This is a genomic window from Sorangium sp. So ce296, assembly GCF_051529605.1.
Taxonomy (GTDB): Bacteria; Myxococcota_A; Polyangia; order Polyangiales; family Polyangiaceae; genus Sorangium; species Sorangium cellulosum_D.
This window is the reverse complement of the sequence record NZ_CP150325.1, coordinates 6482972-6509098: the sequence shown is the minus strand read 5'-3', so window position 1 is coordinate 6509098 and position 26127 is coordinate 6482972. Positions and strand designations below refer to the sequence as shown.

21 protein-coding genes and 1 pseudogene are annotated in these 26127 nt (G+C 68.0%); 12 read left to right on the top strand and 10 right to left on the bottom strand.

What is annotated here, in order from left to right:
* Positions 1-7: 7 nt before the first annotated feature.
* The 3 genes from WME98_RS24190 to WME98_RS24180 are packed head-to-tail and all read right to left on the bottom strand — an operon-like array spanning position 8 to position 2021.
* The gene (locus WME98_RS24190) at positions 8-730 is read right to left on the bottom strand and encodes a hypothetical protein (protein ID WP_437953404.1); all 723 of its coding nucleotides are present in this window, start codon (positions 728-730) and stop codon (positions 8-10) included.
* Positions 727-1485, bottom strand: coding sequence for a hypothetical protein (locus tag WME98_RS24185; protein WP_437953403.1), 759 nt, complete (start codon positions 1483-1485; stop codon positions 727-729). The genes WME98_RS24190 and WME98_RS24185 overlap by 4 nt, the downstream gene beginning before the upstream one ends.
* Positions 1482-2021 carry a hypothetical protein gene (locus WME98_RS24180; RefSeq protein WP_437953402.1) on the bottom strand — a complete coding sequence of 180 codons (540 nt, stop codon included), beginning with the start codon at positions 2019-2021 and terminating at the stop codon, positions 1482-1484. Before WME98_RS24180 ends, WME98_RS24185 begins: the two co-directional genes overlap by 4 nt.
* A gap of 1139 nt (positions 2022-3160) precedes the next feature.
* Here WME98_RS24180 and WME98_RS24175 point away from each other — a divergent pair.
* Both WME98_RS24175 and WME98_RS24170 read left to right on the top strand, forming a co-directional pair.
* Positions 3161-3340, top strand: coding sequence for a hypothetical protein (locus tag WME98_RS24175; RefSeq protein ID WP_437953401.1), 180 nt, complete (start codon positions 3161-3163; stop codon positions 3338-3340).
* 14 nt (positions 3341-3354) lie between these two features.
* Positions 3355-3711, top strand: coding sequence for a hypothetical protein (locus WME98_RS24170; RefSeq protein ID WP_437953400.1), 357 nt, complete (start codon positions 3355-3357; stop codon positions 3709-3711).
* A gap of 756 nt (positions 3712-4467) precedes the next feature.
* Here WME98_RS24170 and WME98_RS24165 read toward each other — a convergent pair.
* Both WME98_RS24165 and WME98_RS24160 read right to left on the bottom strand, forming a co-directional pair.
* Entirely contained in the window at positions 4468-5382 is a 915-nt protein-coding gene (locus WME98_RS24165; protein ID WP_437953399.1) for a hypothetical protein, read from the bottom strand.
* 131 nt (positions 5383-5513) lie between these two features.
* The gene (locus WME98_RS24160) at positions 5514-6968 is read right to left on the bottom strand and encodes an ATP-dependent nuclease (protein WP_437953398.1); all 1455 of its coding nucleotides are present in this window, start codon (positions 6966-6968) and stop codon (positions 5514-5516) included.
* 401 nt (positions 6969-7369) lie between these two features.
* Here WME98_RS24160 and WME98_RS24155 point away from each other — a divergent pair.
* From WME98_RS24155 to WME98_RS24140, 4 genes and pseudogenes are all read left to right on the top strand, one after another.
* Positions 7370-8319, top strand: a pseudogene (locus tag WME98_RS24155) (integron integrase).
* A gap of 1929 nt (positions 8320-10248) precedes the next feature.
* Entirely contained in the window at positions 10249-10617 is a 369-nt protein-coding gene (locus WME98_RS24150; RefSeq protein ID WP_437953397.1) for a hypothetical protein, read from the top strand.
* 561 nt (positions 10618-11178) lie between these two features.
* Positions 11179-11706: a hypothetical protein gene (locus WME98_RS24145; protein WP_437953396.1), complete on the top strand. Its 528-nt coding sequence runs from the start codon at positions 11179-11181 to the stop codon at positions 11704-11706.
* A 71-nt stretch (positions 11707-11777) separates the two neighbouring features.
* Positions 11778-13679: a tyrosine-type recombinase/integrase gene (locus WME98_RS24140; protein WP_437953395.1), complete on the top strand. Its 1902-nt coding sequence runs from the start codon at positions 11778-11780 to the stop codon at positions 13677-13679.
* On the opposite strand, the gene WME98_RS24135 is transcribed toward WME98_RS24140, so the two are convergent.
* Both WME98_RS24135 and WME98_RS24130 read right to left on the bottom strand, forming a co-directional pair.
* Entirely contained in the window at positions 13574-14431 is an 858-nt protein-coding gene (locus tag WME98_RS24135; protein ID WP_437953394.1) for a hypothetical protein, read from the bottom strand. The two genes, WME98_RS24140 and WME98_RS24135, sit on opposite strands and share 106 nt — an antisense overlap.
* A gap of 479 nt (positions 14432-14910) precedes the next feature.
* A complete protein-coding gene (locus WME98_RS24130) occupies positions 14911-15117 on the bottom strand; it encodes a hypothetical protein (RefSeq protein ID WP_437953392.1) in 207 nt (68 codons plus the stop codon).
* Between the two features lie 202 nt (positions 15118-15319).
* Here WME98_RS24130 and WME98_RS24125 point away from each other — a divergent pair, with 202 nt between their 5' ends.
* From WME98_RS24125 to WME98_RS24105, 5 genes are all read left to right on the top strand, one after another.
* Complete coding sequence (locus WME98_RS24125; protein WP_437953391.1) at positions 15320-15943, top strand: JAB domain-containing protein; 624 nt, start codon at positions 15320-15322, stop codon at positions 15941-15943.
* 385 nt (positions 15944-16328) lie between these two features.
* Entirely contained in the window at positions 16329-17243 is a 915-nt protein-coding gene (locus tag WME98_RS24120) for a hypothetical protein (protein ID WP_437953390.1), read from the top strand.
* Between the two features lie 6 nt (positions 17244-17249).
* Positions 17250-17684 (top strand): JAB domain-containing protein, encoded by a 435-nt coding sequence (locus WME98_RS24115; protein WP_437954019.1) that lies wholly within the window; start codon positions 17250-17252, stop codon positions 17682-17684.
* Between the two features lie 384 nt (positions 17685-18068).
* The gene (locus WME98_RS24110; protein ID WP_437953389.1) at positions 18069-19010 is read left to right on the top strand and encodes a hypothetical protein; all 942 of its coding nucleotides are present in this window, start codon (positions 18069-18071) and stop codon (positions 19008-19010) included.
* A 78-nt stretch (positions 19011-19088) separates the two neighbouring features.
* The gene (locus WME98_RS24105; RefSeq protein WP_437953388.1) at positions 19089-19373 is read left to right on the top strand and encodes a hypothetical protein; all 285 of its coding nucleotides are present in this window, start codon (positions 19089-19091) and stop codon (positions 19371-19373) included.
* A gap of 64 nt (positions 19374-19437) precedes the next feature.
* Here the strand turns inward: WME98_RS24105 and WME98_RS24100 are convergent, their stop codons facing one another.
* Positions 19438-20652 (bottom strand): cytochrome P450, encoded by a 1215-nt coding sequence (locus WME98_RS24100; RefSeq protein ID WP_437953387.1) that lies wholly within the window; start codon positions 20650-20652, stop codon positions 19438-19440.
* A gap of 280 nt (positions 20653-20932) precedes the next feature.
* Here WME98_RS24100 and WME98_RS24095 point away from each other — a divergent pair, with 280 nt between their 5' ends.
* The gene (locus WME98_RS24095; RefSeq protein WP_437953386.1) at positions 20933-22765 is read left to right on the top strand and encodes a tetratricopeptide repeat protein; all 1833 of its coding nucleotides are present in this window, start codon (positions 20933-20935) and stop codon (positions 22763-22765) included.
* A 31-nt stretch (positions 22766-22796) separates the two neighbouring features.
* Here WME98_RS24095 and WME98_RS24090 read toward each other — a convergent pair whose 3' ends face one another.
* Together WME98_RS24090 and WME98_RS24085 are read right to left on the bottom strand one after the other, a co-directional pair.
* On the bottom strand, positions 22797-24377 hold the full coding sequence (locus WME98_RS24090) for a hypothetical protein (RefSeq protein WP_437953385.1): 1581 nt from the start codon (positions 24375-24377) through the stop codon (positions 22797-22799).
* Positions 24378-24442: 65 nt separating this feature from the next.
* Positions 24443-25468 carry a hypothetical protein gene (locus WME98_RS24085; RefSeq protein WP_437953384.1) on the bottom strand — a complete coding sequence of 342 codons (1026 nt, stop codon included), beginning with the start codon at positions 25466-25468 and terminating at the stop codon, positions 24443-24445.
* Positions 25469-26127: the final 659 nt, after the last annotated feature.

The window sequence follows — 26127 nt, the reverse complement described above, 5'->3', positions numbered from 1 at the left end:
CACCGCCTTATCGCGCGTCTGAAAACAGGCAGTCGTATAACCTGGCCTCTCCCAAACGTCGTAGATTGGTCGCCACGTCCGGCACGACCACGGCGCCGATCTCCCGCGGCATGCGCTCGTATCCCCATGTCGCTTCGATCTCTTCGGCGATCCCCGCAGCGTACGGCTGCTCATCGGGCGATGGATCGAAGCAGATGACCTGCCGCGTGGGTTCGTCCTCCACGGAAGGTGGCTCAACAAGCTCGGGCTTGATCAGCCTGATCAGCTTGCCAACCCAGGCGGGTAGGACATAGGCCGTATCATGTACGAAGATCGTGACGGCGCGAGGCGGCGTCGCGCGGAGCGTTTTCTCCCTCTCGATCTCCTCGCGATCCTCAACGAGGCGCGAGCTGTAGACGATGTAATAAGGAACCAAAAAACTCACTCTCAATTCAATTGTATGCCGGTGTTCGCCGGTGGTCTTCGGAAGATAGAGCGAGCCAGAATAACAGGCGTCGTGACTTCCCGTCAGGAGATGGGCTGATAGATTATCGATCTTGTTCTCGGGAAACTGTTCACGTAGGCGCCGCAACATGCCAAGCCACCTCTCGCAATCGGCGCCGGCTCGACGACGGGCGTCCACCAGCCGCCGATCCTCTTCTGTTTGCACGCGGCCAGGATCCTCGTATGGAACCCGCCGAGGGTAGTAGCGGTATACGACGCTGAACAATTCCTCGATCGCGTGCTTCATGGCTGTGTGACTCTGGATCCAGCTACACGCTTGCGGAGGCTGACGTCCATCTCATCCTTCAACCTGACGCAGTAGATCCCTTGCGGAATAGTGAGGTTTGCCCTCATGACTTTACGCGAAGCTTTGGTCGCCACGTCGGCGCTGATGCGCGCGGCCTCATCCGCTGGGATATGGCCCTGGGCCGCGTTCCGCAGTGGCATTCCAAACGTCATCTGCGGACACTCCCAGAACTCCGGATACACCTCGACCCACCGCTTGACCTTCAGACGAACGGAGGCCTGTTGCCAGCCGCCCGATTCGCCTGTTCCGTCGTCGGGGATCGTCGTGACGAATTTGAAGATAGTTGGTGAGAAGCCGTTGACCCCGGCCGGCGGGCACTTCGAACTACAGGCATCGCTACAGAACACATAAGTCTGGCCGTCTCCGGTGGTGTCACCGGAACCTGAACATGTGCTATTTATCGTGCTCTCCGAGCTGTCTCTCGGGCGCTCTTCTTCATCCTCTTCTTCTGAGCTATCCGTCTTGTTGCACTGGATCTCCTGCTCACTGTCGCCTCGCCGCTCTCCCGATGGCGCATCTCCGAAGTCACCGGATGCGCTGGAGCTGAATACCGGGGTTGGCTCCGAACCTGGACCCGCACCTGCTCCCGAGGTCCATTCCTCGCGAGGGTAGCAGTCTCCCACCGTCCAGTTGCATGCCGCCAATGCCCAGATCGCGATGGCTGCTATGAAAAGTAGGCTTCTTCTTGAGCTCATCTGGCACTCCATCGAATCGCGGGGCCGGCAACGACAACGACGGATGCGTAACCTGGCAACACAAGACTTCTTCCGCCGATCCAGTCCACATTGGCGCTCGCCGATATGCCCAGCGGCCCCATAACGTACGCGCTGGCCTGCGCGTGTCCGCCCACTGCCACCCCGGCAACCTGTCCACACAAGGTGTCTCCGCAGGCCGGCATGAGGTAGATCGCAACCGATGGGCCCGCACCAACATCACCATCCTCCCAACGATAACCAAGGGAAACGGAGGTGTGATTGTAAACACCGGCCCCGCCTACCTGGATCGGAGGCACGAGGCTGCACAGATCGTGAAGCTTCAACAGGAGGTTTTTCTTGATGTGCCACGATATTCCGGCATGCGGGCCCACCGCGAGGCGCGGGGCGGTGCCAGCCTGGATCCAGCCGAGGCTTACACCGGCGCTCAGCTCTGACGCCTCTGCCTGCGTCGAAGCGACACCGAGCACGAGAGCGAACACCGCCGCCGATGCGACCCGTCGGCATTCCGTTCTCATCGGTTACTTCCCCCCTTTGGCACCGCCGGGAAAACGTGGCGATGCAACCAATTCTTCTGATGACAGGATTGGGCGTCTAACGCAACCTAGAGGAGAGCGTCACAATGGACATGAGTGGTACCGTCCAGAGCGTGGCCCACTGCGCAGATGTCGGCGGCGCCATTATTCGTCAAGCTGCTGGCACCGGCGGTATGTCCACATAGCCGTGAGAGCGCACGGACAGCCGTGCGCCCTGGCTGCACGACGTCGCCCGTGTGGCAGCGCCACGAGCGAGCACGACCCGCCGCGACGCCCTGGGCAGGCCGCCGCGGTCGACAGCGCGCCGGCGGTCGCGCTCTGAGTTGGACGACGTCGCCCATGCGCCTGAGTGTGCTGTGGAGCCGCCGGCCGAACCGGTCGCGGGACCACCGCGATGGGACCGCCAAGCCCAGGGGCGCAACGAGCGAAGCGACCGCCGCGGGCTCGATGTCGACCGTCGGCGGGACGACCGTCGGCGGGACGACCGCTACCGGCAGTCGACGGCGAGGCGAGGACCGACGAGAGCGGCCCGCGGGTCGCCGTGACCTTCGGTACTGAGGCGGCCATGCGTCTTCCCCGGGCGCCGCAGACGCGTCACGACGAGATCCTGCTGCTCTTGGTGTTGTTCGGGGCGGGAGTGCGGAGGACGCCTTGCACGCGCCGCGCCGACCGTGGCGCCTCTCTCGGCGTCGCTTCCGTGGGTGGCGACTGGCAGGCAGCGGCTCGCTGCCTGCCCGTGGACCTGGGCGGCGCCGAGCACGTTGGCTGCCTGAGCGCTTCGGCGCCTGTTCGGCGCCGCCGCTCGCCTCCAGCGACGTCGCGCTGGCCGCGGGCACCGCTCGCCGGCGTTGGCGAGGCGGCGAGGCTTCTGCGCCATCCGCCGCGGTGCCCCGCTTGCGGCCGCTCTTCTGCGTCACAGGCTCCGCGGCAACCGCGCTCGGCCTGCCCGTGCACCGCCCTCGCACGCCGGCGACGCCCGTCTGCTCGAGCGCCTCCGCTCGGCCGAGCTACTGCCCCTCGGCTCCCGTATCCGTCGGCGTCTCGTCCCCAGCTATGCCTCCCGCAATGAGCTGCTCGCGTGCATCGATCATCAGCTCAAGGCTGCCGGCAACCCGAGCCTCATGACCACCGAGCTCAATGCCACGCTCCCCGATCACGCCGCCGGCAACTACCGCGTGATGATGAACCTCGCCGACGAGCTGCTCACCGTCGCCGCGGACCGCGAGCTGCCGCGCCTCGACCAGAAGCTCTACCTCGATGTCTTTGGCCAGTCTCCCAAGCCCAAGCCGCGCAAGCGCTGAAGGAGATGCACGCCATGCTCCGCTCCCCCGCGGTGTCCTTGCCCGTCGCCGAGCCCCTCGCGCTCACCGACGCGACGCTCCTCTTCCTCGTCCAGGTTCTCCTCGCCATGCACCCCGAGCTCTACGCGCCCCCGGAGAGTGGTACCGAACCTCGGCCTCCACCCCGCACACGCGCCGCCCACCACATCATCGACCCCGTTCGCGCGGTGCACAACGCCATCAAGATCTACAGCGCCGACCTGACACGATCTCCCCCGACGGCGCCGCTGACGACGAGATTCCGTTTTGACCCAACGCCGGCCCGTGAAGACGGGGACCCCGCCGATCGCGCGATCCGCCTCTCCCATCGCCTGGCGAGCACCACAGCGTGATGCGTCGCGTCCTTCCGTCCTCTTGACCGGCTCCTCCAACCTTCCTGAGCGCGCTTACCTCGCTGCGCCAGTTGACATAGTCGCATAACCACGACGTGGTCGTGCTATCCAGAAAAAACCGAGCAATTTTAGCAGGCAAGCGTGTCCCGTTGGGCTCAGCGGTTACCAATCTACTGCACGCGCCGCCCAGATTGGCATTTATAACGCGCTGCATCAATCACTGGTCGTCGCTGTCTCCGGTTAGATCTTTGATAGGGGTTGCGCTACGTGCCTTCAGGCGAGGCAGGCGCTCGACGAGGGCAACAAACATGGTGACGAACGCCCGGCGTGCGTGTTCAAGATCCACTCCTACATCGGTGTCTCCCGCGTGGACGACCTTGCTCCGCGCCGAGTAGAGATCTTGCACCGTTTGTCGGTACGCACGAACGCCGCGAACCCCCCGAAGCAGTAACCCAGTTCGCCGCACTACCCTAGCATGAACGCCACCAGCGTAGGTATCCGTAAGGCACATTTCAAAGGCAATTGCAAGGCTTACGATCGCTCCCCAATTGTTGTCGGTCTTCTGAAAAGACCTACGAAAGAATACCAGTGCCTCGAAGAGCTTTCTGTAGATTTTGGCCTTCTCAGTGTTCTCGGACCGCTTCATTGAGTGGCGAATGTAGCCATCGTGTACATGTGAAACGCTCTTATGGATTCGGACGGCCATCGCGCTTCGGCGGGTCCAAAACCGAGGATCCAGTTCAACGCCGAGGTCACTCACTTCGGCAAGGGCCGGACCGCGCAGGTGCATTGGCACACAGTCCCCAGCCAGCTTCCGCTTGGAGGGCGCGTTGAACAGTACCAAGTAGTGTTTGAAGTCAAGAGTTTGGAAATTGTTGACGCTCGCGGAGCTAAAAAGTCGCTTGCCCGGCGCCTTATCAGGTCCTGCCGGGGCTGCAGGCACGCGAGCATCGAGACGGTGGCGGCGCAGGCGCGAAGCTTTGATACCAGGAGTACTTGATTCTCGTAATACCCGCCTGGAAACGACTGCGCTTTCACCACCAGCAGCGGGTTCGATGCCATCCAGCGGGTAGAGCGGCTGCGGTACCAGTGGTATATGAGTTCCTCGTTGATGGGCTTCTTGATACCGAAACGTGCCCGAACCCTTTCCAGGAACTCGAGCGTCTTAGTCATGTCGTTCGTCTGCGGCGAAATAGCAATGCCGAAGTCGCTGGATATGTATTCCAGCCGCGCTCCCGTGAGCCACTGTACGAAGCCGGCGCTAAGCATCCCGAATGAATGGATCGGGAAGACGACCATGCCGGGGTGATGGAGGCCTTCGTCGCGGATAATCTCAAGAACGCGGAGTACAGGATTTGTCGTAGTGTCGTGGGCGACCGAGTCAAAAAGCAGATCATCGAGTACACTGACCCCGATATAGAGCTGCCTCGACCACAGTTCGCGCGCGAGATGCGAGCGAAGTGCGAGCATGTGGTGTTCACAACCCGAGTGGCCGGGGATACGTTCGGGGCCTTCCGCCAAGACAAAGCTGCTGATCCCCGCGAACGTTGCCATCGCGCTTCGTTTCGCCAACAAGAATGCCACGGAGTCGGAGAGCGTTTGCCTGCCTTTACGTGCAGCGAGGATTTTGATGGCCAGCCTCTTGGATGCAGGAAGACGCGTCGTTCGCATAAGATTACCTTACGTTCCTACACCTCATGTAACTGACTGACGCTCCTCTGCTCAACGTATCGGCGTTCACCCGCAAGCGCTAGAGGGAGCGCGAAGCGCGACCGACGGAGATCGTCGGGTGCAACGCCAAGTCAGGCGCTTGCTCCAAGAAGCGTTCTGATTGAATCCACGATGCGATCGCGATCTGTTGGGCTGAGGCAAACCCGACACCACTCCGTCGCTACCGTCTCCCAGACGCTGACTGAGCTCTTCACGACGCGGTCCCCAACCAGAGCTGGCCATCGGTGAAAGTCCGGATTGAGCAGCGCGTCATCTAGATAGGTGTGAAGATCGCCGGCGCCAATGCCAAAACGTTCATGGAGTCGAGACCAAGATTTTTCCTTGAGTCCGCCAAAGACGACTTTCTCTGGTGCGTGTTCGCCAGGCAATTTGATGCAACCCAAGTTCGCGTCTGTATCCCCATCTACGACTGCGATCGCCTTGTGAGGGAGCTTGCGGGCCTGCGCAAGTCCACCCATCATCCGGACGACATTTGCGGGCCCGACGGGCGAGATCCTTATCCTTGCGAGCAACGAGGCGCCCTCAGGATGCTGTGCAATGATCTCGCGAAGCCATGCCTCTGCAGTACGGTCTTCGACGTAGACGTAGGCTTCCGGGTGAACAAGCTCGTCCAGTCTTGTGAGGGCGAATTCGGGGCTGATCCCATAGAGTACGTCGGGACCGTCCGGCGTCGGGACCAGTAGCACACGGGCTTCGGGAGGGAGTTCCTCGAGGACGTAGGGACTGTGTGTCGACAGGATTACCTGAGTGCGCTTCAACCGACAGAACTCCAAGATGAACTTCACGAGACGGCGCTGCGCCCGAGGATGAAGCGAAGCTTCCACCTCGTCGATTATCACAAGTGAGTTATTGGGGACCTCTTGGAGAGCCTGAAGCAGGTCAAGCGTCGTGTCCTCGCCAGCTCCTTGGTGGAATTGGGAAATCTCACCAAAGTCGCGCTTCAACAGTCCAACCACACGCTTCTCATTGACGTCGGGTTTCGCGAATCTCGCGTTGGAGTACGAACGTCCTAGCACATACGAAAGCCTTTGCCGGTACTCTTCACTGAGATCTTCAGTAGCGATCTCTCCTGCTGCAAGGCGCGCGACCTTGGCATAGCCGGCCGTGCCATCGAGCGGTAGCGTACGCGCGACGTCAAACCAGAAGACGTTTCGCGCATAGCGCTTATCTGGAAAGCTCCAGCGCTCCGTAGGCTTGCGTATGTTGAACGTCTGGCTTTGATCCCCGGTCCGAAGCTGAAAACCAAGGTCAACACCTTGGATCTTGTCCCAGTGCGTCTCGAGGAAGAAGGCGGACGGGTAGTATGCGTTCTCCTTGGCTTTCGGATCGTACGCGCTAGCCGCGACCTTGAGGACGGTGCTCTTGCCTGACCCGTTCTCACCGACGATGGCGACAACGGGAAACTTGAAGTGAACTGATTGCCCTTTCCAGCCACGGAGGCCTTTGATTTCCACGCGTTCGAGGAACTGTGGCCAGAGTCCGCCCTGAAACTGATCTCGGATTCGTGTTATCTCGCTGGCATCCATGATGCTTCTCCTTAGGCGCTTAACGTCGCAATCAGTTGTGCTGCGCGACATACCTTCGCGCTCTTGTATGTAGGCTGCGAACCGTGGTGCCCGATCAACGTATTCGCACGGATGAGCCGCGGCACCTCGTGACAAATCTTCGTATTCCCGAGGACAACTCGCGATCTTCCGCAAGCTATCTTCGCATCTCCGGAGATAGGCCGCCGCTGCATAACTACGTATCGACGTTGATGGGCTTCGGACGGCGTACCGCGAAGCAAGATGCGCGCCTGTATTGATCGCCTCGGGCGACTGCTGTGCGGCCGAGGTATCCGCCGGCCGCCGCAACTGGCGCCCGCCCTGCGCCGATTAAGGGCAGTGCGGGTCCGACGAACCGGCCCCAACCACTCAGAACCATCCCCATGACCCTCATCGAAGCCGTACGCGCCACCATCCGACGCCTGCATTACTCTCCGCGTACCGAAGAGGCGTATGTCCACTGGATCCGGGCATTTATCTGCTTCCATCACGGCAAGCACCCACGGCAGATGGGCGCGGAAGAGGTCACGATCTTTCTCAACGATCTTGCGGTCGCGCGCCGCAGCGCGGCGTCCACGCGAAACAAGCGCTGTGCGCGCTCCTCTTCCTTTACAAACGGGTCCTCGACCTGCATATACCCCGGTTTGAAGCGCTCGAACGTGCCCGCCGGCCGGAGCACCTCCCCACGGTCCTCTCGCGACAGTGCGCTCCCACCTTGCTCGAGCACCTGATCCCACCTTTTCGACTCATCGGCGAGCTCCTCTACGGAAGCGGCCTCCTCCTCCTCGAAGCGCTTTCGATTCGCGTCAAAGATGTCGATCTCGATCGACGGCAAATCATGGTGCGCCGCGGGAAAGGACCGCACGACCGGCCGGCCTTGCTCCCCGCTCGGGCGCGCGACGAGCTGCAGGCCCGGCTCGACACCGTGGCGCGACGGCACGAGAAGGAACTCGCGGCTGGCCGCGGCGAGGTCGACCTGCCCCACGCTCTGCGTGCGAAGATGCCAGGAGCAGCCACGAGCCTCGCCTGGCAGTACCTCTTCCCCGCCTCTCGCCCTTGCACCGATCCAGCGACCGGTCGACAGGTCCTCTACGACCTGCACGAATCGGCGGTGCAAAGGGCCGTGCACGATGCCGGACGCGCGTCGGGGCTCACCAAGCGCGCGACATGCCATACCCGCCGCCACAGCTTCGCGACCCACCTGCTCGAGACGGGCACCGACATCCGGACGATTCGGCCATTGCTCGCCCACAAGGATGTGCGGACCACGATGATCCTCACCCACGTCGTCGACCGCGGCCCTCTCGGCGTGATCAGCCCTCTCGACCGGTGACCGCCGCTTCCGCGTGGATCGCCTTGAACCCCGACACCTTCCTCTCGTACCGCCCCCACGCATCGTGGGAAGTTAGCGTATCCGACGGCTGCCCCACCTTGTCAAGGACACCAGCGGAGGACGGTGCGGTCTCTACACCGGACGACGGCGCGCGCGGGCCCTCCCCCCTCCGAAGCGAAGAGGTGCCCCTGCAACGACCCGGCCGATCAGGGGCGGGGCTGTTCAGGTTGCTGCAGCTTGCCGAGCTCTCCACCACGCGTGACGGCGTCCGAAGCGGCAGCAAGGTACGCGCCCACGATGAGCCAAGTGGAGCGGATAGGGCGCCCGAAGTGAAGAGGAAATTTGCCCCGCTCATCCAGTTAACCTAACGCCACAACCACGACGTGGTCGTGCCATCCAGAAAAAACGAGTAATTTTAGCAGGTAAGCGTGCCCCGTTGGGCTCAGCGGTTACCACTCTACTGTACGCGCCGCCCAGATTGAGCTCGTCCAACCGGGGGCGCCGGCGTGCCACATGCCCACACGTTCGCCTCGTCCCGGCGTGTGGTCGGGTGACCGTCGGCGGTCTCGTGGCGGCTCGCTACTCGGCGGCGCCGTCCATCCAGGGGGCCGGGTCGTCCGGGTCGCGGGTCCGGGATCGCGGCGAGGTCGGATCGGCGGGCAGGCCGAGGTGTTCCAGGATCTTCCTGGCGGTCGCCTTCTCGGTGATGGCGGCGGGAAGGCGCGGGCGGCCGGCGCAACGCGCGCAACGGAGGGCGTCGAGCCCGAAGGTTCGACGGATGAGCTTGGCCAGTCGATGCGCGGCGAGGTCGCGAGCAGCAGGCCGCCGAGAAGCCTGTCGAGGTGGCGGACGGAGATGCCGAAGTCCGTGATCACGACGTCGCCGGCAACAGCGGCCACCGCGCAGCAAGCCGCGGGCATCACGGCGGGCCCGGCGGGTGCTGCTGCGAGCGGCGGTGAGGAGAACGTTTGCGGACTGAAGGGTACGGCGGCGCCCCCCGGCGCGGATGTCCGCTCCGCGCGAGGTGGCACGGGGCCGGGCGAGGCGCGCTTCGGCGTTGGCGGCTGCTCCTGCCACATCCGAACCTCCGTTGTTGCGGTGTTTCGGGTTCGGGGCGGAGCCTGAACGAGAACCCGTGAGGAGGCCCGAATGGTAATTCTGACGACCCGGTATCTCGTCGCGAGTTACCGGGATCTAGTCAGGCGGGGAACCCGCTCTGGTGACGCACAGTTAGGCCGTTTCGAGGGAGCGCCCGAGGGGCCGATTTTAGGGGGCGCGAAGGGGTCGATTTGGTAATTCTGCCCGGGGTCGGCTGAGCGTCTCCGGCGAGCCGCCGACCTCCGTCTTGTCGCATGCGACAGGGCGGCGCGCGGCGGGCACGACCGCGGGCCGGCCCGAGCGGCGCGGCGCGAACTCGTCCTGGCGGACGTCGGGGCGGCCTGGGGCTGGAGCCTGGAGGCGAGCACGCGGCGGGGCGCGAACTCGGCGCACTGGGCCGCGGAGCTCGTCCAGACGGGAGGCTGGCGGCAGGCGGAGCTCGTCCAGGTGGACGTACGCGCCGCCCGCGGACACGGCGCCGGGAGGGCTGGCCCCGCTCGACGGCCGGGCCGTGGGATCGCCGGAGGGGTCACCGCGCACACCGAGGTCACGTGATCGGGCCCCTGCGAATGCCAGTCAGGTCGCGGTGCCACGTGAGAGCCGGCGTCCTCTTGGTCGCACGCTACATCAGACTTTAATGCCGTCGCCCTCGCTGGAGCCGACTCTGGTACTGTGCTTTAACGCTCTTTAAATCTGAACGGAAAATGAAGGCTTCGCTCTGGCAGGTTCGTGGTTCGGTGCTTTTGTAGACGCATGAGCTCGCGGCGCTGGTACGAGCTCGCGTGCGGAGTTGTCCGCGCGCCGAGCCACGTCCTGGAAGAGTGTTTCCAGATGAACAAGCAGACCCGGTGCCACCTGCGCGCGATCGCGCGGCTGCACCCCGAGATCGGCAACCTCTGCGATCAGCTTGAGGCGCCCTGGAACGCCGTGCGAAGAATCGCGCACGCGCCGGGTGCGGCGGAGCAGTGGGAGCGCGCGGCGCAGGTGCTCGGTGAGCTCGTGGAGAAGCGCCGGGCGACGGCGCCGCGCCGGTCAAGGCTGGAGGCTGTGCGCCTGGAGGCGCTTAAGCGAATGGGACCGCCGATGGAGGGGGAAGGAAAACTTGCAAGCAGCATACGAGCCGCGTGGGAGGCGGCGGAGCGTGGGACGTCCGCGGTCTCAAGCCCACGTCCGGGTGATCGGCATGCTCGTCTGCGGTGAAGCGCTGCCCGGCGGGAAGCGCGCCAGTCAAGCACATGAAGCGGCGTCGCGTTGGACTTTGGCCGCGTACCTCTCCCATGCGTGCCTATCGCGCCCGCTCGCCGATCCTAATTCAGGGAGCAGGCGACGCTGGCGCATGGGCGACGTCGTGCAGCTCCAAGTGCGTCAAGGAGCGCTGTCACGGCGCCGGTATGGCGCCGCGCCCGGCCCGATGGACGAGGCCGACGGCGCAACGTTCGCCGACGTCCGCCTCGATCTCTGCGACGGCGTCGTGCTCGCCCGGGGTGGACAAGGCCCGATGGGTGGCTCTACGTCGCCTCCACGCGCGGCGTCGCCGGAGCGCGCGAAATTACCAAATCGAGCCCTTCGCAGCCCCCACTTTCGGCCCCTCGGCAGGGCTTTCCAGAACACCCAACCACGCGATGCGACAGGGTGTTTTCCCCAGGCAGGTCTCCGGGTAATCCGTGTCGGATTACCAGCGACACAGAATTACCGTTTCGTGCTCCTTCCAGAAGCGTCGCTCACGGTTGCGCACGAACCCAACACGGATGGAGGTATGGCATGACACGAGCGGCTCTCGCGCGTGTATCGGCACCGCTTGCTCTTCGTCAAGCTGGTAACGGCACGCGCGCCATCGACAGAGAGAGCCTGGAGACGCCCACCGGCGGATGGTCCAGCCCGAAGGTGATCGACCAGCCTGCGACGGCGACGGCAACCGCAACGCTCGCGATCCCGCTGGATGGGCTGACGATCACGGCGCCGCAGCCGGAGATGCTCTCGCAGAAGAACGTCGAGGCAGTCACCGGCATCCCGGCGCGCGTCTTCCTCGACACGCTCCGTGCGCCGGGCTTTCGCCTGCCGGTCACGAAGCTCGGCAAGCTGCGTCTGGTCGAGCGCGAGGCATTCGTGGCGTACCTGCGCGCGCTGGCCGGTGAGCCGGCCTCGCGTCGTACCGCGGAGGCGGATGAGCGCACGCGGGTTGCCGCTGTGCTGGCCGCCGCCGGCCTCGAACCTGTCGCAGCTACGCGTACGGGCCGCGCGAGCGTCCCTCCCGAAGGCGCACGCCATGGTAGGCTGCCGCCGAAGTAGAGCGGGCCCGCTCGGCGCTTGCAACACCGGACGGGCCCTTGATCGACCCCCGAGTCACCGGAGACCGATCCATGACCGACGTATCCCAGCGGCGGGCGCGTGCCAAGCGCTCGCCTGCCCTCCCTTCATCGTCCGTTCCCGCATCCACGTCGACCGACCGGCGTACACGTTCGCGCCGCTCCGGTAGCCACCCCTCGCTGCCAGCGGAGCCTGCCGCGCCCGACGCGAGCCCGCCGGGCTCGGTCAGCTCGACGGAGCACCCGAAGCCGACCGTCCGTAGCGCCGGCAGGTCCGCAGGAGAGAAGCGCGCCAACGGCTCCGGCTCCGTCCGGCTGCGCGGCAAGACGTGGACCGCACGCCTCAGCCTCGGCGAGGCCGGTCGACCCACGTTCAGCTTGCCGACGTGCCGCACGGAGCAAGAAGCCAACGCGAGGCTAGAGGTCCTGTCCGAGCTTGCAGGGCGACTGCTCGCCGCCGGTCAGATCGTGCTCGGCCTGCCGCTGCTGGAGCAGGCTGCCGCGCGCGAGGGAACCGCGCTCCGTGACGTCCGGCTCGCGATCGACCACCTGTGCAGGGGCGAAGCGCGCGCCCGCGCCTCCGGGGAAACCACCTTCGCCGAGTTCGCTGAGCGGGTTGTTTCGGGAAAGCTGGCCGAGCAGTATCCGGATCATGTAAAGGTGATTCGTCGCCCGGATCTTTATCGAGGAAAGCTAAAATATCTTCTCGACGTACTCGGCCCTGTTCCTCTCGCGCGCCTCACTCTCGACCATGCGGACCGTGCGATGTCCCTGCTGCCAAGGCATCTGGGGACTGGATCGCGTCGAAATATTGCAGGTTTCATTCACCGCATCCTGGCGCTGGCTGCATATCCGGCGCGCGTCATTGGCAGTAACCCCTTGCCACGCGGCTGGGCCCCTAAGGCAGACGCCGACAAAGCAAAAGGATACTTGTACCCTGACGAGGATCAGCTCCTCATGGAGAGTACGTCGGTCCCCTTATGCTTCCGGATCTATTACGGCTTCCTCATCCGCGAGGGAATGCGAGCCGAAGAGGCCGGACAGCTGGAATGGTCGGACGTAGATCTCGAGCGCGGCGCAGTGGTTCTCGACGAGAACAAGACCGACGATCCCCGGGCTTGGGCGCTCTCACCCGACGTGGTGCGCGCGCTCCGGAAGTGGCGCGAGGTCTGCCCTGACAAGGTACGCGTCTTCGTAGGAAAGTGGGGCAGCAACTCTTTGCCGGGGCAGAACGGGGCGGCGCGCTTCAGAGACCACCTTCGACGCGCGGGAATTACTCGGCCTGAGCTGTTCGAGACCACGGATTCGAGGCTGAACATCCGCCTGCACGATACGCGTGCCACCTTCATCACGATCAAGCTCGCGAACGGCCGCACGGAGACGTGGATCTCCGACCGAACCGGGCATAGGTCGAGCGGCCAGATCCACCACTACAAGCGCGCCGCTCGCAAGGTCGCGGAGCTCGGCTTGAGCGACTTTGCCCCCTTGGATGAGGCGATCCCGGAACTGCGAGGCGACGAAGGCTCGGTAGGGGCAGGCGGCCCCGTGGGCGCAGCACCGGAAGCACGAGCGGCGAACGAAGCCGCCTCTGCGCTGCCCAGCCAGCCGCCGGCCGCGTGCGACGTTGCCGGGCCCCTCGAGGCGGACCTTGAAGCGCCCGAAAGCGGCCGGTTGGGCCCGCGTTGGGCCACACCGGAGGCTACCGCGGTCGAGCCTCGCCCCGAACCTATTGAAATCATTGACCTTCACGCCGATCGCTTCGCGGCACCAGGGAAGTCTTGGAGGCACGTCCACCGGGAGACGGGTGCCACCCATCTCCCGCGTGGACGAGCCAGGTCACCCGGATGGGTTCACGGCGTCCCGCCCGCCTCGGGCGGGGGCGCCGGGACGGCTTCGGGCTTCCTGGCGGGGGCTCTTCGACGGGTCCTCGCGAGATCGTCGACCATCTCGACGTAGGGCGCCAACAGAAACGCGGCCAGCGCCTCGCTCCCCGGGATCTCCGGATCGGCGTGGCTCTCGATCTTCTGGATCAGGCTCCGCAGCGCATCTCGGGCGGCGCTCCACTGCGGCCGGCCATCGGTCGGCGTTCCCTCCTTGGCGAGGACCACGTTCGTGAAGCCGTACGCCTCGCCGAAGCGCGCGTGGGCGGCGACGAGCTGCCGGTGATGCCGGGTCCCGCCGAACCCCTCGATCACCGCCTGCGCGCGCTCCTCCTCCAGCGTCTTCATCCGCTGCACCATCGCGGCCCACTGGACCCGGGGCCGGCGCGTGATGAAGCGGAGCCCCTCGGGCGCCGGGAAGAGCTGCGCGTAGAGCCAGCGCGCCTCGGACGGCGCCGGCGTCTGCCCATCGTCGGAGAGCCCGGCGGCGCCCGCGTTCCACTGCTCGAACGCGCGCCACCGGTCGTCGCTGTCGGTGTTCGCCGCGCTCCGCTCGGCCTCGCTCGCCGCCATGTGGCGCTCGTCGGCCTGCGCGCTCGCCCGCAGGCCGCGGAAGCCCTGAAGCTCCGTCGCGGCCGCGTCGAAGCGCCTCCACGGCCTGTCGATGTGCGGCGGCAGCGCCGCGAGGGGCTCGAGCCCCTTGGGCAGCGGCGCGTCCGCCTCCTTGCGCTTGCCGCCCTTGGGCCGGAGCACCGCCGCGATGCGCGCGCTCATCTGATCGCGGAGACCGATCACGTCGTCCGCGACGAGATCCGGGGGGAGGGCCATGGTCGAAAACATCGGGGATTCACTCACGGGGTAAACCTCCTGTGATGTCATATGGATCTGGCCTGCCGCGGTGGCGACATGCCATGGTTTCATTGCGGGGAGGCAGCACGGCAACAGATGTGCCGGCGCGAGATACGGTGATGTGTTGGTGCAGGGGATGAGGACGGCGACCAGGTGAGCGCAACCGCCTGTCATGAACCGCAATGGATTGCGGCGTTGCGCAAGAATTGGGTAAGGAGGCGAGCGTGCGTGGTCGCCGCTGGCGACATTCAGATCGCGAGCTCGGCCCGTTCGGCGCCGAAGACCATGAGCGCGCTCGAGCGGGAGCGCTCGGCCGCGCGTCACGGCAAAAGGCCGCCACGCGGCGCCCGGGAGCTCCGGCGCCCGCGGGGCGCGCGTTTTCTCGGTAAGGCGTCCGAGCGTGTGCGCTGCGTCGCGACCCGGTAGGCTCACCAACCTTCGCGCTGCTCATGACTTCTTCAGAGGAAGTCTGGAGTCTGGATAGTGCCATAGAAGCCTACCGCCGGCACGAGGCGCCCCCGCTCGATCCTCACCGCCTCTCCACGCTCGCCGCCCCCTCTCCCGAGGCCCGCCTCGTCGCGCGCGGCCTCCTGCGCGCCTTCCACCGTCTCCGCCCCGAGCTGCGCGAGATCCTGGCGCTCGCCGCCACCGGCGTCACGTCGCACGAGATCGCCGCCTCCCTCTCGCTCCCCCGCCCCACGGTCGCCACCCGCCTCCGCCTCGCGCGCCGCCTCTTCGCTCGCGCTCTCACCCGCTCCCGGAGGTGGCCGCGATGAGCCGCGCCGCGCAGCGCGCCTCCACGACCGCGCTCGCCGACATCCCCGCGGTCCTCGCGCCGCCGCCCATCGACACCGCCACGGGGGCGCCATGAGCGACGCGGTCGACAGCCTCCCCACCGCCGTCCCGCTCGTCGACGTGCTCACCGCCCCGGAGACCACGCTCGTCGACCTGGTGCTCGGCATCCCCGGCGCAGCCTCGCGCCTGCTCGGCCTGCACGAGCTCGGGCGCCTCTCGCCCCACGCCATCGCGCAGCGCACCGAGCTCGGCCTCCACGACGCCCAGCGCCTGCTCGCCGCCCTCGAGCTCGGCCGGCGCGTCCACGCAGCGCGCTCCCGCCGCCCGAGGCGCCTGCGCTCGCCGCGCGACATCGCCCGCTTCTTCGAGCCCACGCTCGCACCGCTCGTCCACGAGGAGCTCTGGATGGCCGCGCTCGACGTCCACCGCGGCGTGCGCGGCGTCCGCATGCTCTCGCGCGGCGGCCTCACCGCCACCGTCGTCCAGCAGACCGACCTGCTGCGCGCCGCCCTCGAGATGGCCGCCGCCTCGTTCGTGCTCTGCCACAACCACCCGAGCGGCGACCCCAAGCCCACCTACGAGGACGTCGACCTGACCAAGGCCGTCGAGCACGCCGCCCACATCGTCGGCGTACCGCTCGCCGATCACGTCATCGTCACCCCCGCCGGGCGCTTCTCCTCCGTGCTCCGTCGCTGACACCGGCCCGGACCTGCCGCCGGTCCTGCGCGACGCCAACCGAGGTCGGCGCCGCCGCCGTTGCGAAGATCTCCTTACCGATAGCAAAGTCACTGCATCACGATAACTGACGTCCACGGCATCGGTGGGTCGCACATGGCCCCGCAGTCGCGGTGCCTGGCCCCGGCTTGGCATACCGCTCACTCCTTCCATACCGCCGTAATTCTCACGCGACCGACACGATTCCTAGACGATTGGCTCCTCATGTCGGCAATCGGTTGCCGTTCGATGTTTCGATGCAGTGCAGCTCGATTGTCCACAGTGCGACGCGACGGCGCCTCCATTCTCATCTTCTCGTCGATTCGAGATGGCACATGACGCGATGATGGATTAGCATCGTCCCCCGATGCACAACCGCTCTGACCAGTTCGCGAAGAACATGCTGCGCGACGGGTTGAGCCTCGTCTCGGCGGCGGAGACCGAGGTCGAGGTCCTGGCGGCGACCCAGAAGATCGATGTCTACAGCGTGCCTGATCCAGCGCGCGACGCCGAGCGCGCCAGGATGGGCCTGCTCGGAGAGCTCGCCGCGGAGCCAAGCCTGTTCGAGCCGTTCCACGGTACGCCGAGCCTCCATCAGGTCCGGCGGTGTCTGCGCAAGCAGCTCACGTGGCATCACGAGCTCGAACGCCGCGCCCGCGCCGCTGCCGGCGCCGTCGTGCCGGACGAGGACGCCGACGCGCCGACGCAGCCTCCGGTGGCGTTCCCTGCGCTGGTCGTCATCAGCCCGGGGCGACCCGAGACCGTGCTTGACGCCTACCGCTGCGAGCGGGCGCAACCAGGCGTCTACCACGCCGTGCCCGGCCTCGTGACACGGGTGGTGGTGCTCGCGGAGCTGCCCCGGACGCGCGCGACGCTGATGCTCCGGCTGCTCGGCTCAGGCCGCGTCCTGCGCGACGCGCTGGCCGATCTCGCGGCGCTGCCGGACGATGCCTGGGAGAAGAGCATCGCCACGCCGCTGCTGATACACTTCCGGCTCGGAACCGAGGAGCCGGCGATCGACAAGGAGGACGAGGTGAGCGCAGAGATCCGGGCGTGGGTCGAGGAGTACGAGCGGAAGCTTCGGGCCGAGGCGCGAGCCGAGGCGCGCGCCGAGGAGGCGGCGCGTGCCGTGCTGACCGCGCTCCGGGTTCGCGGCATCGCCGTGCCGGACGTCGCGCGGGAGCGCATCCTGGTCGAGAAGGATCCGGAGACGCTGGAACGGTGGCTTGAGCGGGCCATCGTCGCAGCGTCACTCGCCGAGGTGCTCGACGGGCTGAGCTGAGCGACGCTGCTGCGCCTGCTCGCCGCCCTCGAGCTCGGCCGGCGCGCCCACGCCGCGCGCTCCCGCCGCCCGAGGCGCCTGCGCTCGCCGCGCGACATCGCCCGCTTCTTCGAGCCCACGCTCGCACCGCTCGTCCACGAGGAGCTCTGGATGGACGCGCTCGACGTCCACCGCGGCGTGCGCGGCGTCCGCATGCTCTCGCGCGGCGGCCTCACCGCCACCGTCGTCCAGCAGACCGACGTGCTGCGCGCCGCCCTCGAGATGGCCGCCGCCTCGTTCGTGCTCTGCCACAACCATCCGAGCGGCGATCCCAAGCCCACGGACGAGGACGTCGAGCTGACCAACGCCGTCGAGCACGCCGCGCACCTCATCGGCGTGCCCCTCGCCGATCACGTCATCGTCACGCCCGCCGGGCGCTTCTCCTCCGTGCTCCGCCGCTGACGCCGGCCCGGACCTGCCGCCGGTCCTGCGCGACGCCAACCAAGGTCGGCCGCCGCCGTTGCGGATACCTTCTTACCGCTGCCAACGCCACCCCATCACGGTAGTTGATGTCATGGCAGCGGTCGGGCGCGCGTACCCCTGCAGTCTCTCTGCCTTGCCCCCGGTCCGGCGACTCGCTCGTTCCCCACGCCGCTAAAAAAAAGCGATCGACAACGATTTTCACACGACTGGCGCCCCATGCCCGTAAGCGCTTGTCGTTCGATGCGCGGCGGCGCGACGATGCCTCAGCTCGCGCCTTCTCATCGATTCGAGATGGCCCATGACGCGATAATGGATTAGGGTCGTTCCCCGATGCACAACCGCTCTGACCAGTTCGCGAAGAGCTTGCTGCGCGACGGGCTCAGCCTCGTCTCGGCGGCGGAGACCGAGGTCGAGGTCCTGGCGGCGACCCAGAAGATCGATGTCTACAGCGTGCCTGATCCAGCGCGCGACGCCGAGCGCGCCAGGATGGGCCTGCTCGGAGAGCTCGCCGCGGAGCCAAGCCTGTTCGAGCCGTTCCACGGTACGCCGAGCCTCCGTCAGGTCCGGCGGTGCCTGCGCAAGCAGCTCACGTGGCATCACGAGCTCGAACGCCGCGCCCGCGTCGCTGCCGGTGCCGTCGTGCCGGACGAGGACGCCGACGCGCCGACGCAGTCGCCGGTGGCGTTCCCTGCGCTGGTCGTCATCAGCCCGGGCCGTCCGGAGACGGTGCTTGACGCCTACCGCTGCGAGCCGGCGCAACCAGGCGTCTACCACGCCGTGCCCGGCCTCGTGACGCGCGTGGTGGTGCTCGCGGAGCTGCCCCGGACGCGCGCGACGCTGATGCTCCGGCTGCTCGGCTCAGGCCGCGTCCTGCGCGAGGCGCTGGCCGATCTCGCGGCGCTGCCGGACGATGCCTGGGAGAAGGGCATCGCCACGCCGCTGCTGATACACTTCCGGCTCGGAACCGAGGAGCCGGCGATCGACGAGGAGGACGAGGTGAGCGCAGAAATCCGGGCGTGGGTCAAAGAGTACGAGCAGAAGCTTCGGGCCGAGGCGCGAACGGAAGGCCACAGGGAAGGCCGCAACGAAGGCCTTAACGAAGGGCGCAACGAAGGCCGCAACGAAGGGCGTGCCGAGGAGGCGGCGCGTGCCGTTCTGACCGCGCTCCGGGTTCGCGGCATCGCTGTACCGGACGTCGCGCGGGAGCGCATCCTGGCCGAGAAGGATCCGGAGGCGCTGGAACGGTGGCTTGAACGAGCCATCGTCGCAGCGTCGCTCGCCGAGGTGCTCGACGGGTTGAGCTGAACGACGCTGCTGCGGCTGCTCGCCGCCATCGAGGTCGGCCGGCGCACCCAGGAGCCGGCGATCGACAAGGAGGACGAGGTGAGCGCAGAAATCCGGGCGTGGGTCAAAGAGTACGAGCAGAAGCTTCGGGCCGAGGCGCGAACGGAAGGCCACAGGGAAGGCCGCAACGAAGGCCTTAACGAAGGGCGTGCCGAGGAGGCGGCGCGTGCCGTTCTGACCGCGCTCCGGGTTCGCGGCATCGCTGTACCGGACGTCGCGCGGGAGCGCATCCTGGCCGAGAAGGATCCGGAGACGCTGGAACGGTGGCTTGAACGAGCCATCGTCGCAGCGTCGCTCGCCGAGGTGCTCGACGGGCTGAGCTGAGCCCTGCCGGCCTACGCCGTCGCGGCCGTGCCGAAGCGCCTCCGCGCCTGTCGACGTGGCGGCATCATGGACTGGCCGCGTGCGCCCCCGCCGCGCGCCCCCCGGCGCGCCTCCCCGGCTCAAAGCGGACCGGCAGGCGCGCCGGGCCGTGCACGATGAGCGCCTTGCGCGGCTCCCACGGCTCCTTGCTCGCCAGCTCCAGGCCCCTCAGCCGCGTGAGGAGATCCGGCAGCGCGATCCGGGCCTCCAGGCGCGCCAGCGACGCCCCGATGCAGAAGTGGATGCCATGCCCGAACCCGACGTGCGGGTTGGGATCGCGCGCGACGTCGAACCGGCCAGGGTCGCGGAATTGCTTAGGATCCCGGTTCGCGGAGCCGATCACGGGCAACACCAGCTTCCCGGCCGGGATCGTCTGGCCATGCACCTCGATCGCGCGCCTCGTCTCGCGGAACACCATCTGGAGCGGCGAGCGATGGCGCAGGACCTCCTCGATCGCAGAGGGCACGAGATCGGGCGCCGCCCGGACGCGCGCCAGCTCCGACGGGCTCTCGAGCAAGCACAGGATCGCGTTGTCGATCAGGTTCGTGGTCGTCTCGGTGCCCGCCGCGAGGAGGAACTGGAAGAAGTTCAGGAGCTCGTCCTCGTTCAGCCGCTCGCCGTCCACCTCGGCCTCGACGAGCCGGGTCAAGAGGTCGTCCTCCGGCGCCCTCCGGCGCGCGTCGAGCAGGTCCGCGACATAGGCCTTCATCTCCTCCTTGACCGCGGCGTGCTCGCTCACGACCCTGGCCGCCTCCTCGCCCCCCGAGAGGGTGTGGCTGAGGTTCACGATCGCCTCGCTCCAGCGCATGAAGCGCGCCCGGTCCTCGGCGGGAATGCCGATCATCTCGGCGATCACCATCGTGGGCAGCGGGCCCGCATAGTCCGCCGCGAGGTCCATCGTCCCGTGCTCGATCCGCTGGTCCAGGAGCTCGCGCGACAGCTCCCGGATGCGCGGCTCGAGGCCCGCGATGGATCGCGGCGTGAAGGCCCGCTGGACGATCCCGCGGAGCTTCGTGTGGCGCGGCGGGTCGGAGAAGACGATCCACTCCGGGGCCTTGCCGGTCGGGGGCGTCACGGCGGAGCTGAACGCGTCGTGGTCGGTCAGCGCCCGCTTCACACCCTCGTAATCGAAGATCATCCAGAGATCGAACGGGGCGATGTGGAGCGCGGGAGAGCTGCTCCGCATCTGCTCGTACAAGGGGTAGGGATCGCGCCGTATCTCGTCCGGAAACAAGTTCATCGCCAGGACCTCCGTCGTGTAGAGCCGCCGGGAGCTGCCGCCCGCCGAGAGACGATGCCAGGGTATGCCGCCAGGGGCCGCTCGCGTCGAGCCGAGCCCGCGGACATGGCGACGGGTTGACGCGCCGCTCGCGCCGCCCTCCCATGCTCTCGTTGAACGGTCACCCGCGCAGCCAGCCCCTGCGCGCCGCAGGCCCGGCGGACCCGCCAGCGCAGCCGCATGGTCCTGCGGCGCCGTCCCGCCCTCCGGAGCGCCGCCGAGCTCGACCCATGGGGCGCGCGTGACCGGCGTGAGCCGCCGGGAGCGCGTGGCGCTCGGCGCCGTTCTGGCCGTCGCGCTCGTCGTGCGGCTCCTCTACCTCGACGAGCTACGCGGGGACGTCCTCTTCGAGAACCCGCCGCTCGACGAAGGGCGCTACGTCGACGAGGCGCGGCAGCGCCTGAGCGGGCTCCCCGACGACGGCCGCCCCTTCTGGCAGCCGCCGGGGATCCTCTTCGTGCTCGCGGCAACCTTCCGCGTCGCTGGGGGCGGGCTCCTCGCGCCCAGGCTGCTCCAGGCGCTCGCCGGGACGGCCGCGTGCGCGCTGGTCTGGCTCCTCGCGCGGCGCATCTTCGACCTGCGCGCGCCGGTCGCGATCGCTGCAGCTGCGGTCGTCGCGCTGCACGGGCTGCTCGTGTTCGCCGGCGGGGAGCTCCTCCCGGCGACATGGGCCGGGGGCCTCGACCTCGCGGCGCTCGTCCTGCTCCACGGCGCGCCGAGGAGCATCGCGCGCGCGGCCGCGGCGGGCGTCCTGCTCGGGCTCTCCGCCCTCTTCACACCGGTCATCCTCCCATTCGCGGCGATCGCGGCGCTCGTGCTCGCACGCATCCGCGAGCGCCGCGCCGTCCCGTGGGTCTTCGTCGCGGCGGTGCTCGTGCCCATCCTCCCGGTCGCGGCGTACAACACCCTGCGCTCGGGCGAGCTCATCCTCGTCTCGACGAACGGCGGCCTGAACTTCTTCGTCGGCAACAACGAGCGATACTTCGAGACCCTCGCGATCCGCCCCGGCCCGCGCTGGACCGAGCTCACGCAGGAGCCGTTGCGAGCGGCCCGGATCTCCGAGCCGGGCGCGGCGTCCTCGTGGTTCTTCCGCCGCGGGCTGGCGTTCTGGGCAGCCCACCCGCTCGACGCGCTCGGCCTCTACGCGCGAAAACTCTGGCTCTTCTTCCACGCCGTCGAGATCCCGCGCGACACCGATCTCTACGCCGTGCGAGCCGAGTCGCGCGTGCTCCGCGTGCTCGTCGGCCCGCGCGCGACCGGGTGGCCCGACGGCGCGCTCGTCCCGCTCGCGCTCGTGGGGATCGCGACGAGCGTCCGCGACCGTTCGCGACGCGCCCTGCCCCTCGCCTTCATCGGCTCGCAGGCAGCGGTCTACGCGTTCTTCTTCGCGTCGGCCCGCTACCGCGTCCCGTGCGTGCCGGTCCTCGCGATCTTCGCGGCCGCCGGCGTCGCCACGATCGCGCGCGCCGCGCCGCAGGCGCGCGCGGCCCTGATCGCGGCGGTCGTCACCCTCGCCATCGCCTGCGCGCTCCCCGCCCGCGAGGCGACGATGACGTTCGCCGCCGAGCGAGAGCTCTACCGTGGCCTCGCGCAGCGCCGGCTCGGCGCCCCGGATGTGGCGATCTCGCACTTCCGTCGTGCGTCGCAGGCGGACCCGGATGACCCGCGGCCGTGGTTCGAGCTCGGCAGCGCGCTCGACGCGCTCGGCCGACCCGTCGAGGCGGCCGACGCCTGGGAGCGCGCCACCGCATGCGATCCGTCGGACCTGCGGCCGGGCCGGATGGCAGCCGATGCGCGCGTCCGCGCGGGCGATCGGGCCGGCGCCATCCGCGCGCTCGAGGCGAACGTCGCCGCGGGCAAGCGCGCGCCGGCCGAGTACGCGATCGAGCACCTGGAGCTCGCCGCGCTGCACCTCGACGACGGCGATCGCGAGGCCGCGCTCCGCGCGTTGCGGTCCGCGTTCGCGGCGAACCCGGGCTACGCGCGCTCCCGGGCGAGGGAGCTCGCGCGCGCGCGGCGCGCGACGCTCGCCGACCCGGCGTTCTGGGCGGCCTTCGACGCGCTCTCGCGGTGAGGGCGCGCGCGCTTCGGGCGTCCCCCGCGGGTCAAGGTCTCCGCCGGTGCAGGGTCATCCGGCCGATCTGCCGCTCGACGACGTACTCGCGGGCCAGGAGCTCGCGCAGCTCGGCGAACCGCATCAAGGAGCGCTGCGAATCGATGGGCTCGAACGCGTCGTCGTCGCCGTGGGCGACGACGACGTAGGCGGGAGGATCGATCGCGACCCGCCGGACGAGCTCCGCGCGCCGCTCCTCGAGGCCGGCGATCTGCATCGAGAACGGCGCCTCGGTGAGCAACAGCTTGTGGAACGCATAGCGCGTCGTCGGGCGCCGGTCGGCCAGGGCGTAGATCCCGGGAGACCACGCCCATACCAGGATGCCTTGCTCCGGGCGCGTTCGCTCGCGGATGACGCGCGCGACCTCCTCCTCGATCACGGTCGCGTAGGGGCCGGCCTGGATCTTCCGCAGGTAGCTGGCGCGGCTGATCCGGCCCGCGAGGTGGGCCGCGCCGGGCGCGTACGCCGCGGCCCACGCGGCGCCGCTCCGCAGCGCGAGCAGGGTCATCGCGGCGAGCGCGACGAGCGACGCCACGCGGGCTCGCCCGCCGCGGCGCGCCGCTCGGAGGGCGGCGGCGACGCCATACCCGCCCGCGAGCGCGAGGGGAGGCATCACGAGCAGGTGGTGGTACCCCGCGAGCTGCCGCTGCGCGATGACCGCGGCGGAGGTCAGGCCGAGCCACGCCGCGAGCCACGACGCCTCGCGCGCGCGCCGGCGGAAGAGCACGAAGAGCCCCACGACCGCCGCGGCGAGCGGGAGGGCGGCCGCGTCGGCGATCCTCGCCGCGAACCCCGTGAGGACGGAGGGCAAGGGCAGCGCGATCAGCGCCGCGTAGGCGACCTGGTACGTGAAGACCGCGTCGACGAAGCGCCGCACCTCGCCATGCGCGCCGAACCACGCGAAGGCGAGGGCCCAGGGGACCGCCACGCCAGCGAGGAGCCACGCGATCCGCCGGAGCACGCCGGGGCCGCGGTCCTCCAGCGCGAAGACGAGCGACCATGCGACCGAGATCGCGAGCGAAGGGACCTTCATGACGCCGCAGACGCCGGCGAGGAGGCCGGCGGAGAAGGCGAGCCGCTCGCGCCCCACGGCGCGCAGCGCGAGCCATGCCGACCCGAGCATCGGGAGCGCGAGGATCTCCTCCGCCTGCGCGCGAGCCCAGAATCCGCCGAACCCCGGCGCCCACAGGCCGGCGAAGAGCAGCGCGGCCGACGCGACGCCCGCGGCGCGGCCCCACGCCCGCGAGGCGCAGGTGAAGGTGAAGGCGAGCGTCGCGGCGAGCCACGCCCCCTCGAGCCACCAGAGCGCGCGGGGGAGCTCGTCCGGAACGAGCGCGAGCAGCGAAAACCAGTAGAGGAAGAGGGGCGGCTTGCTGTCGAACAGGTCGCGGTACGGCAGGAAGCCGTGCGGCACCCAGCGGCCGAAGCACGCGAAGAGCCCCTGGTCCGGGCCGAGCGGCTCGGGCAGACGCGCGGCGAAGAGGAGCGCGCAGCCGACCGCAAGCGCGGTCCCCGCGAGCGCGGCGCCGCGGCCGCGGCCGCGCAGGACGAGGAATGGGATGCGGGGTGGCATGGCGGTCGTCCGGAGGGAGGGCGGCCCGCCCCTCGCGAGGCAGGCCGGCTCCGGATCAGCCTCGATCAGATGCAGCTCGGCGACGAGTTGTGGAACCCGCTCGTGCCGCAAGAGCCGCCCGTCGTGGACTGCGTCGAGTCGGTGACGATCGCGTTCCGCTGGAGCTCGGCGTCGTCGTTGCAATTGTGCTTGTTCGACCCGCTGGACCAGCTGTAGTCCGTCGAGCAGCCGCCGCTCCGCTGGCTGAGGGTGGTGGAGGGCTCGGCGTAGAACCAGCGGGTGTGCGTGCCGTCGTCGGTCAGGAAGCCGCTCATCGTGCAGTGCGTGCTCATGGACGACGCGTCGGCGCAGGCGCCGTGGTTGCAGCTGACCGCGGTGAAGACCACCGAGGTCGACGAGGACCAGCCGCGGAGGAGGACCGCGGTGTGGTCGCCGAGCCCGAGCGCAATGCTCTTGTTCCGGATCTGATAATCCCATTTCACGACGGAGGACCCTCCGCTCGCCAGATCCCCCTGCGGAGCGAGGGCGCCCTCGCCGATCACCGGCTGCGCCTTCACGGGGACCTCGAGGCCCGGCTTCTCGGGAACTTCCTCGACGCCGAGGCCGATTTGGATGCCCGTGAGGCGGAGCTCCGCGAGGCCCTCCGGCAGCTTCAGCGCGCGGAACGCGCCGATCGCGTCGCGCATGAGACGAATGTCCTTGAGGCGACCCGCCTCATCGAAGTTCTCCACATGCGGCATCGCCCAGCTCACGTCGATGAAGGAGTCTCCGCCCATCTGCATGTGGAACGGCTGCCCTTTCGCGTCGAGGACCTGAGCGTCAACCTGGTAGGTCGGGAGCTCGGGGTTCGCCGCGAGCTCCTCGGCGGTCGGAGGCGTGTCCATCTTCGGGCCGAGGCGCATGTCGTAGGTGATCGCGCGACCGTCCTTCTCGAACTTCAGCACGAGCTTTCCGGCCGGCTCATCCATCTCGACGATGCTGAGGCCGCGGGCGACGGGCGCGGGCTCGGCGCCGTCCGCGGCCGGCTCTTCCGCGGAGCCACAGGCGCTGGCGAGGGCCATGAGGCCGAGCGCGCCCGACATTGCGATCATACGGAGTGTTGTCATCAAACGCTTCCCTTCGTGTCTGGTGGACTATCGATGGCATCGCATACTTCGGCGGCGAGATATCCTCTGCCGCCGAGCGGCGAACATGGAGGAGCAACCACGTGACATGGATACCCTCGGCCTGAGCAGTCGAACGGACCGCAGCGAGCATCGGGCCTTCGCTAAGCTCTCACAGCGCAAGCGGTAGAGCTCTGCCATCGGGCTTTTCGAGCCTCTCGCCTGATCAGGTACCGCACCCAAGCATGGGCAATGGGTATTCCATCAGACAGTCCGCGCGACGCAGCTCCGGATATTCCGCGGAATATGTGCGATCGGGAGGCGCCCAAAGGAACCGTCGTTAGATTTGTACGCTGACGGCAGCGTGCCAGCCGTTGCGCTGGCGCGCGATATCTTGCGGCATTGCGCGATATCTTGCGGTGGTGCGCTGGCAGCCCTCGTCACGGGGAGACGGGGAGACATCCCCTTCCTCCCCGCATGCATCGAGGGCGTGGAGGGGTATCGGCAGCGGCGCCGCGGCCGTCCAGGCATCGCTCGTCGGGTCGTAAATCTCCACCGGCGAGAGCATTGCGCCGGCAGGCACCTCGCGCCTCGCCCGCCCCCGCCACGAGAAGCCGGCCGCGCGATCGCGCCCCGCCGGCCCAGCC

Coding starts and splice junctions, on each gene's coding strand:
- WME98_RS24190 (WP_437953404.1), bottom strand. CDS start 730: ATGAAGCACGCGATCGAGGAATTGTTCAGCGTCGTATACCGCTACTAC.
- WME98_RS24185 (WP_437953403.1), bottom strand. CDS start 1,485: ATGAGCTCAAGAAGAAGCCTACTTTTCATAGCAGCCATCGCGATCTGG.
- WME98_RS24180 (WP_437953402.1), bottom strand. CDS start 2,021: ATGAGAACGGAATGCCGACGGGTCGCATCGGCGGCGGTGTTCGCTCTC.
- WME98_RS24175 (WP_437953401.1), top strand. CDS start 3,161: ATGACCACCGAGCTCAATGCCACGCTCCCCGATCACGCCGCCGGCAAC.
- WME98_RS24170 (WP_437953400.1), top strand. CDS start 3,355: ATGCTCCGCTCCCCCGCGGTGTCCTTGCCCGTCGCCGAGCCCCTCGCG.
- WME98_RS24165 (WP_437953399.1), bottom strand. CDS start 5,382: ATGCGAACGACGCGTCTTCCTGCATCCAAGAGGCTGGCCATCAAAATC.
- WME98_RS24160 (WP_437953398.1), bottom strand. CDS start 6,968: ATGGATGCCAGCGAGATAACACGAATCCGAGATCAGTTTCAGGGCGGA.
- WME98_RS24150 (WP_437953397.1), top strand. CDS start 10,249: ATGAACAAGCAGACCCGGTGCCACCTGCGCGCGATCGCGCGGCTGCAC.
- WME98_RS24145 (WP_437953396.1), top strand. CDS start 11,179: ATGACACGAGCGGCTCTCGCGCGTGTATCGGCACCGCTTGCTCTTCGT.
- WME98_RS24140 (WP_437953395.1), top strand. CDS start 11,778: ATGACCGACGTATCCCAGCGGCGGGCGCGTGCCAAGCGCTCGCCTGCC.
- WME98_RS24135 (WP_437953394.1), bottom strand. CDS start 14,431: ATGGCCCTCCCCCCGGATCTCGTCGCGGACGACGTGATCGGTCTCCGC.
- WME98_RS24125 (WP_437953391.1), top strand. CDS start 15,320: ATGAGCGACGCGGTCGACAGCCTCCCCACCGCCGTCCCGCTCGTCGAC.
- WME98_RS24120 (WP_437953390.1), top strand. CDS start 16,329: ATGCACAACCGCTCTGACCAGTTCGCGAAGAACATGCTGCGCGACGGG.
- WME98_RS24100 (WP_437953387.1), bottom strand. CDS start 20,652: ATGAACTTGTTTCCGGACGAGATACGGCGCGATCCCTACCCCTTGTAC.
- WME98_RS24090 (WP_437953385.1), bottom strand. CDS start 24,377: ATGCCACCCCGCATCCCATTCCTCGTCCTGCGCGGCCGCGGCCGCGGC.
- WME98_RS24085 (WP_437953384.1), bottom strand. CDS start 25,468: ATGATCGCAATGTCGGGCGCGCTCGGCCTCATGGCCCTCGCCAGCGCC.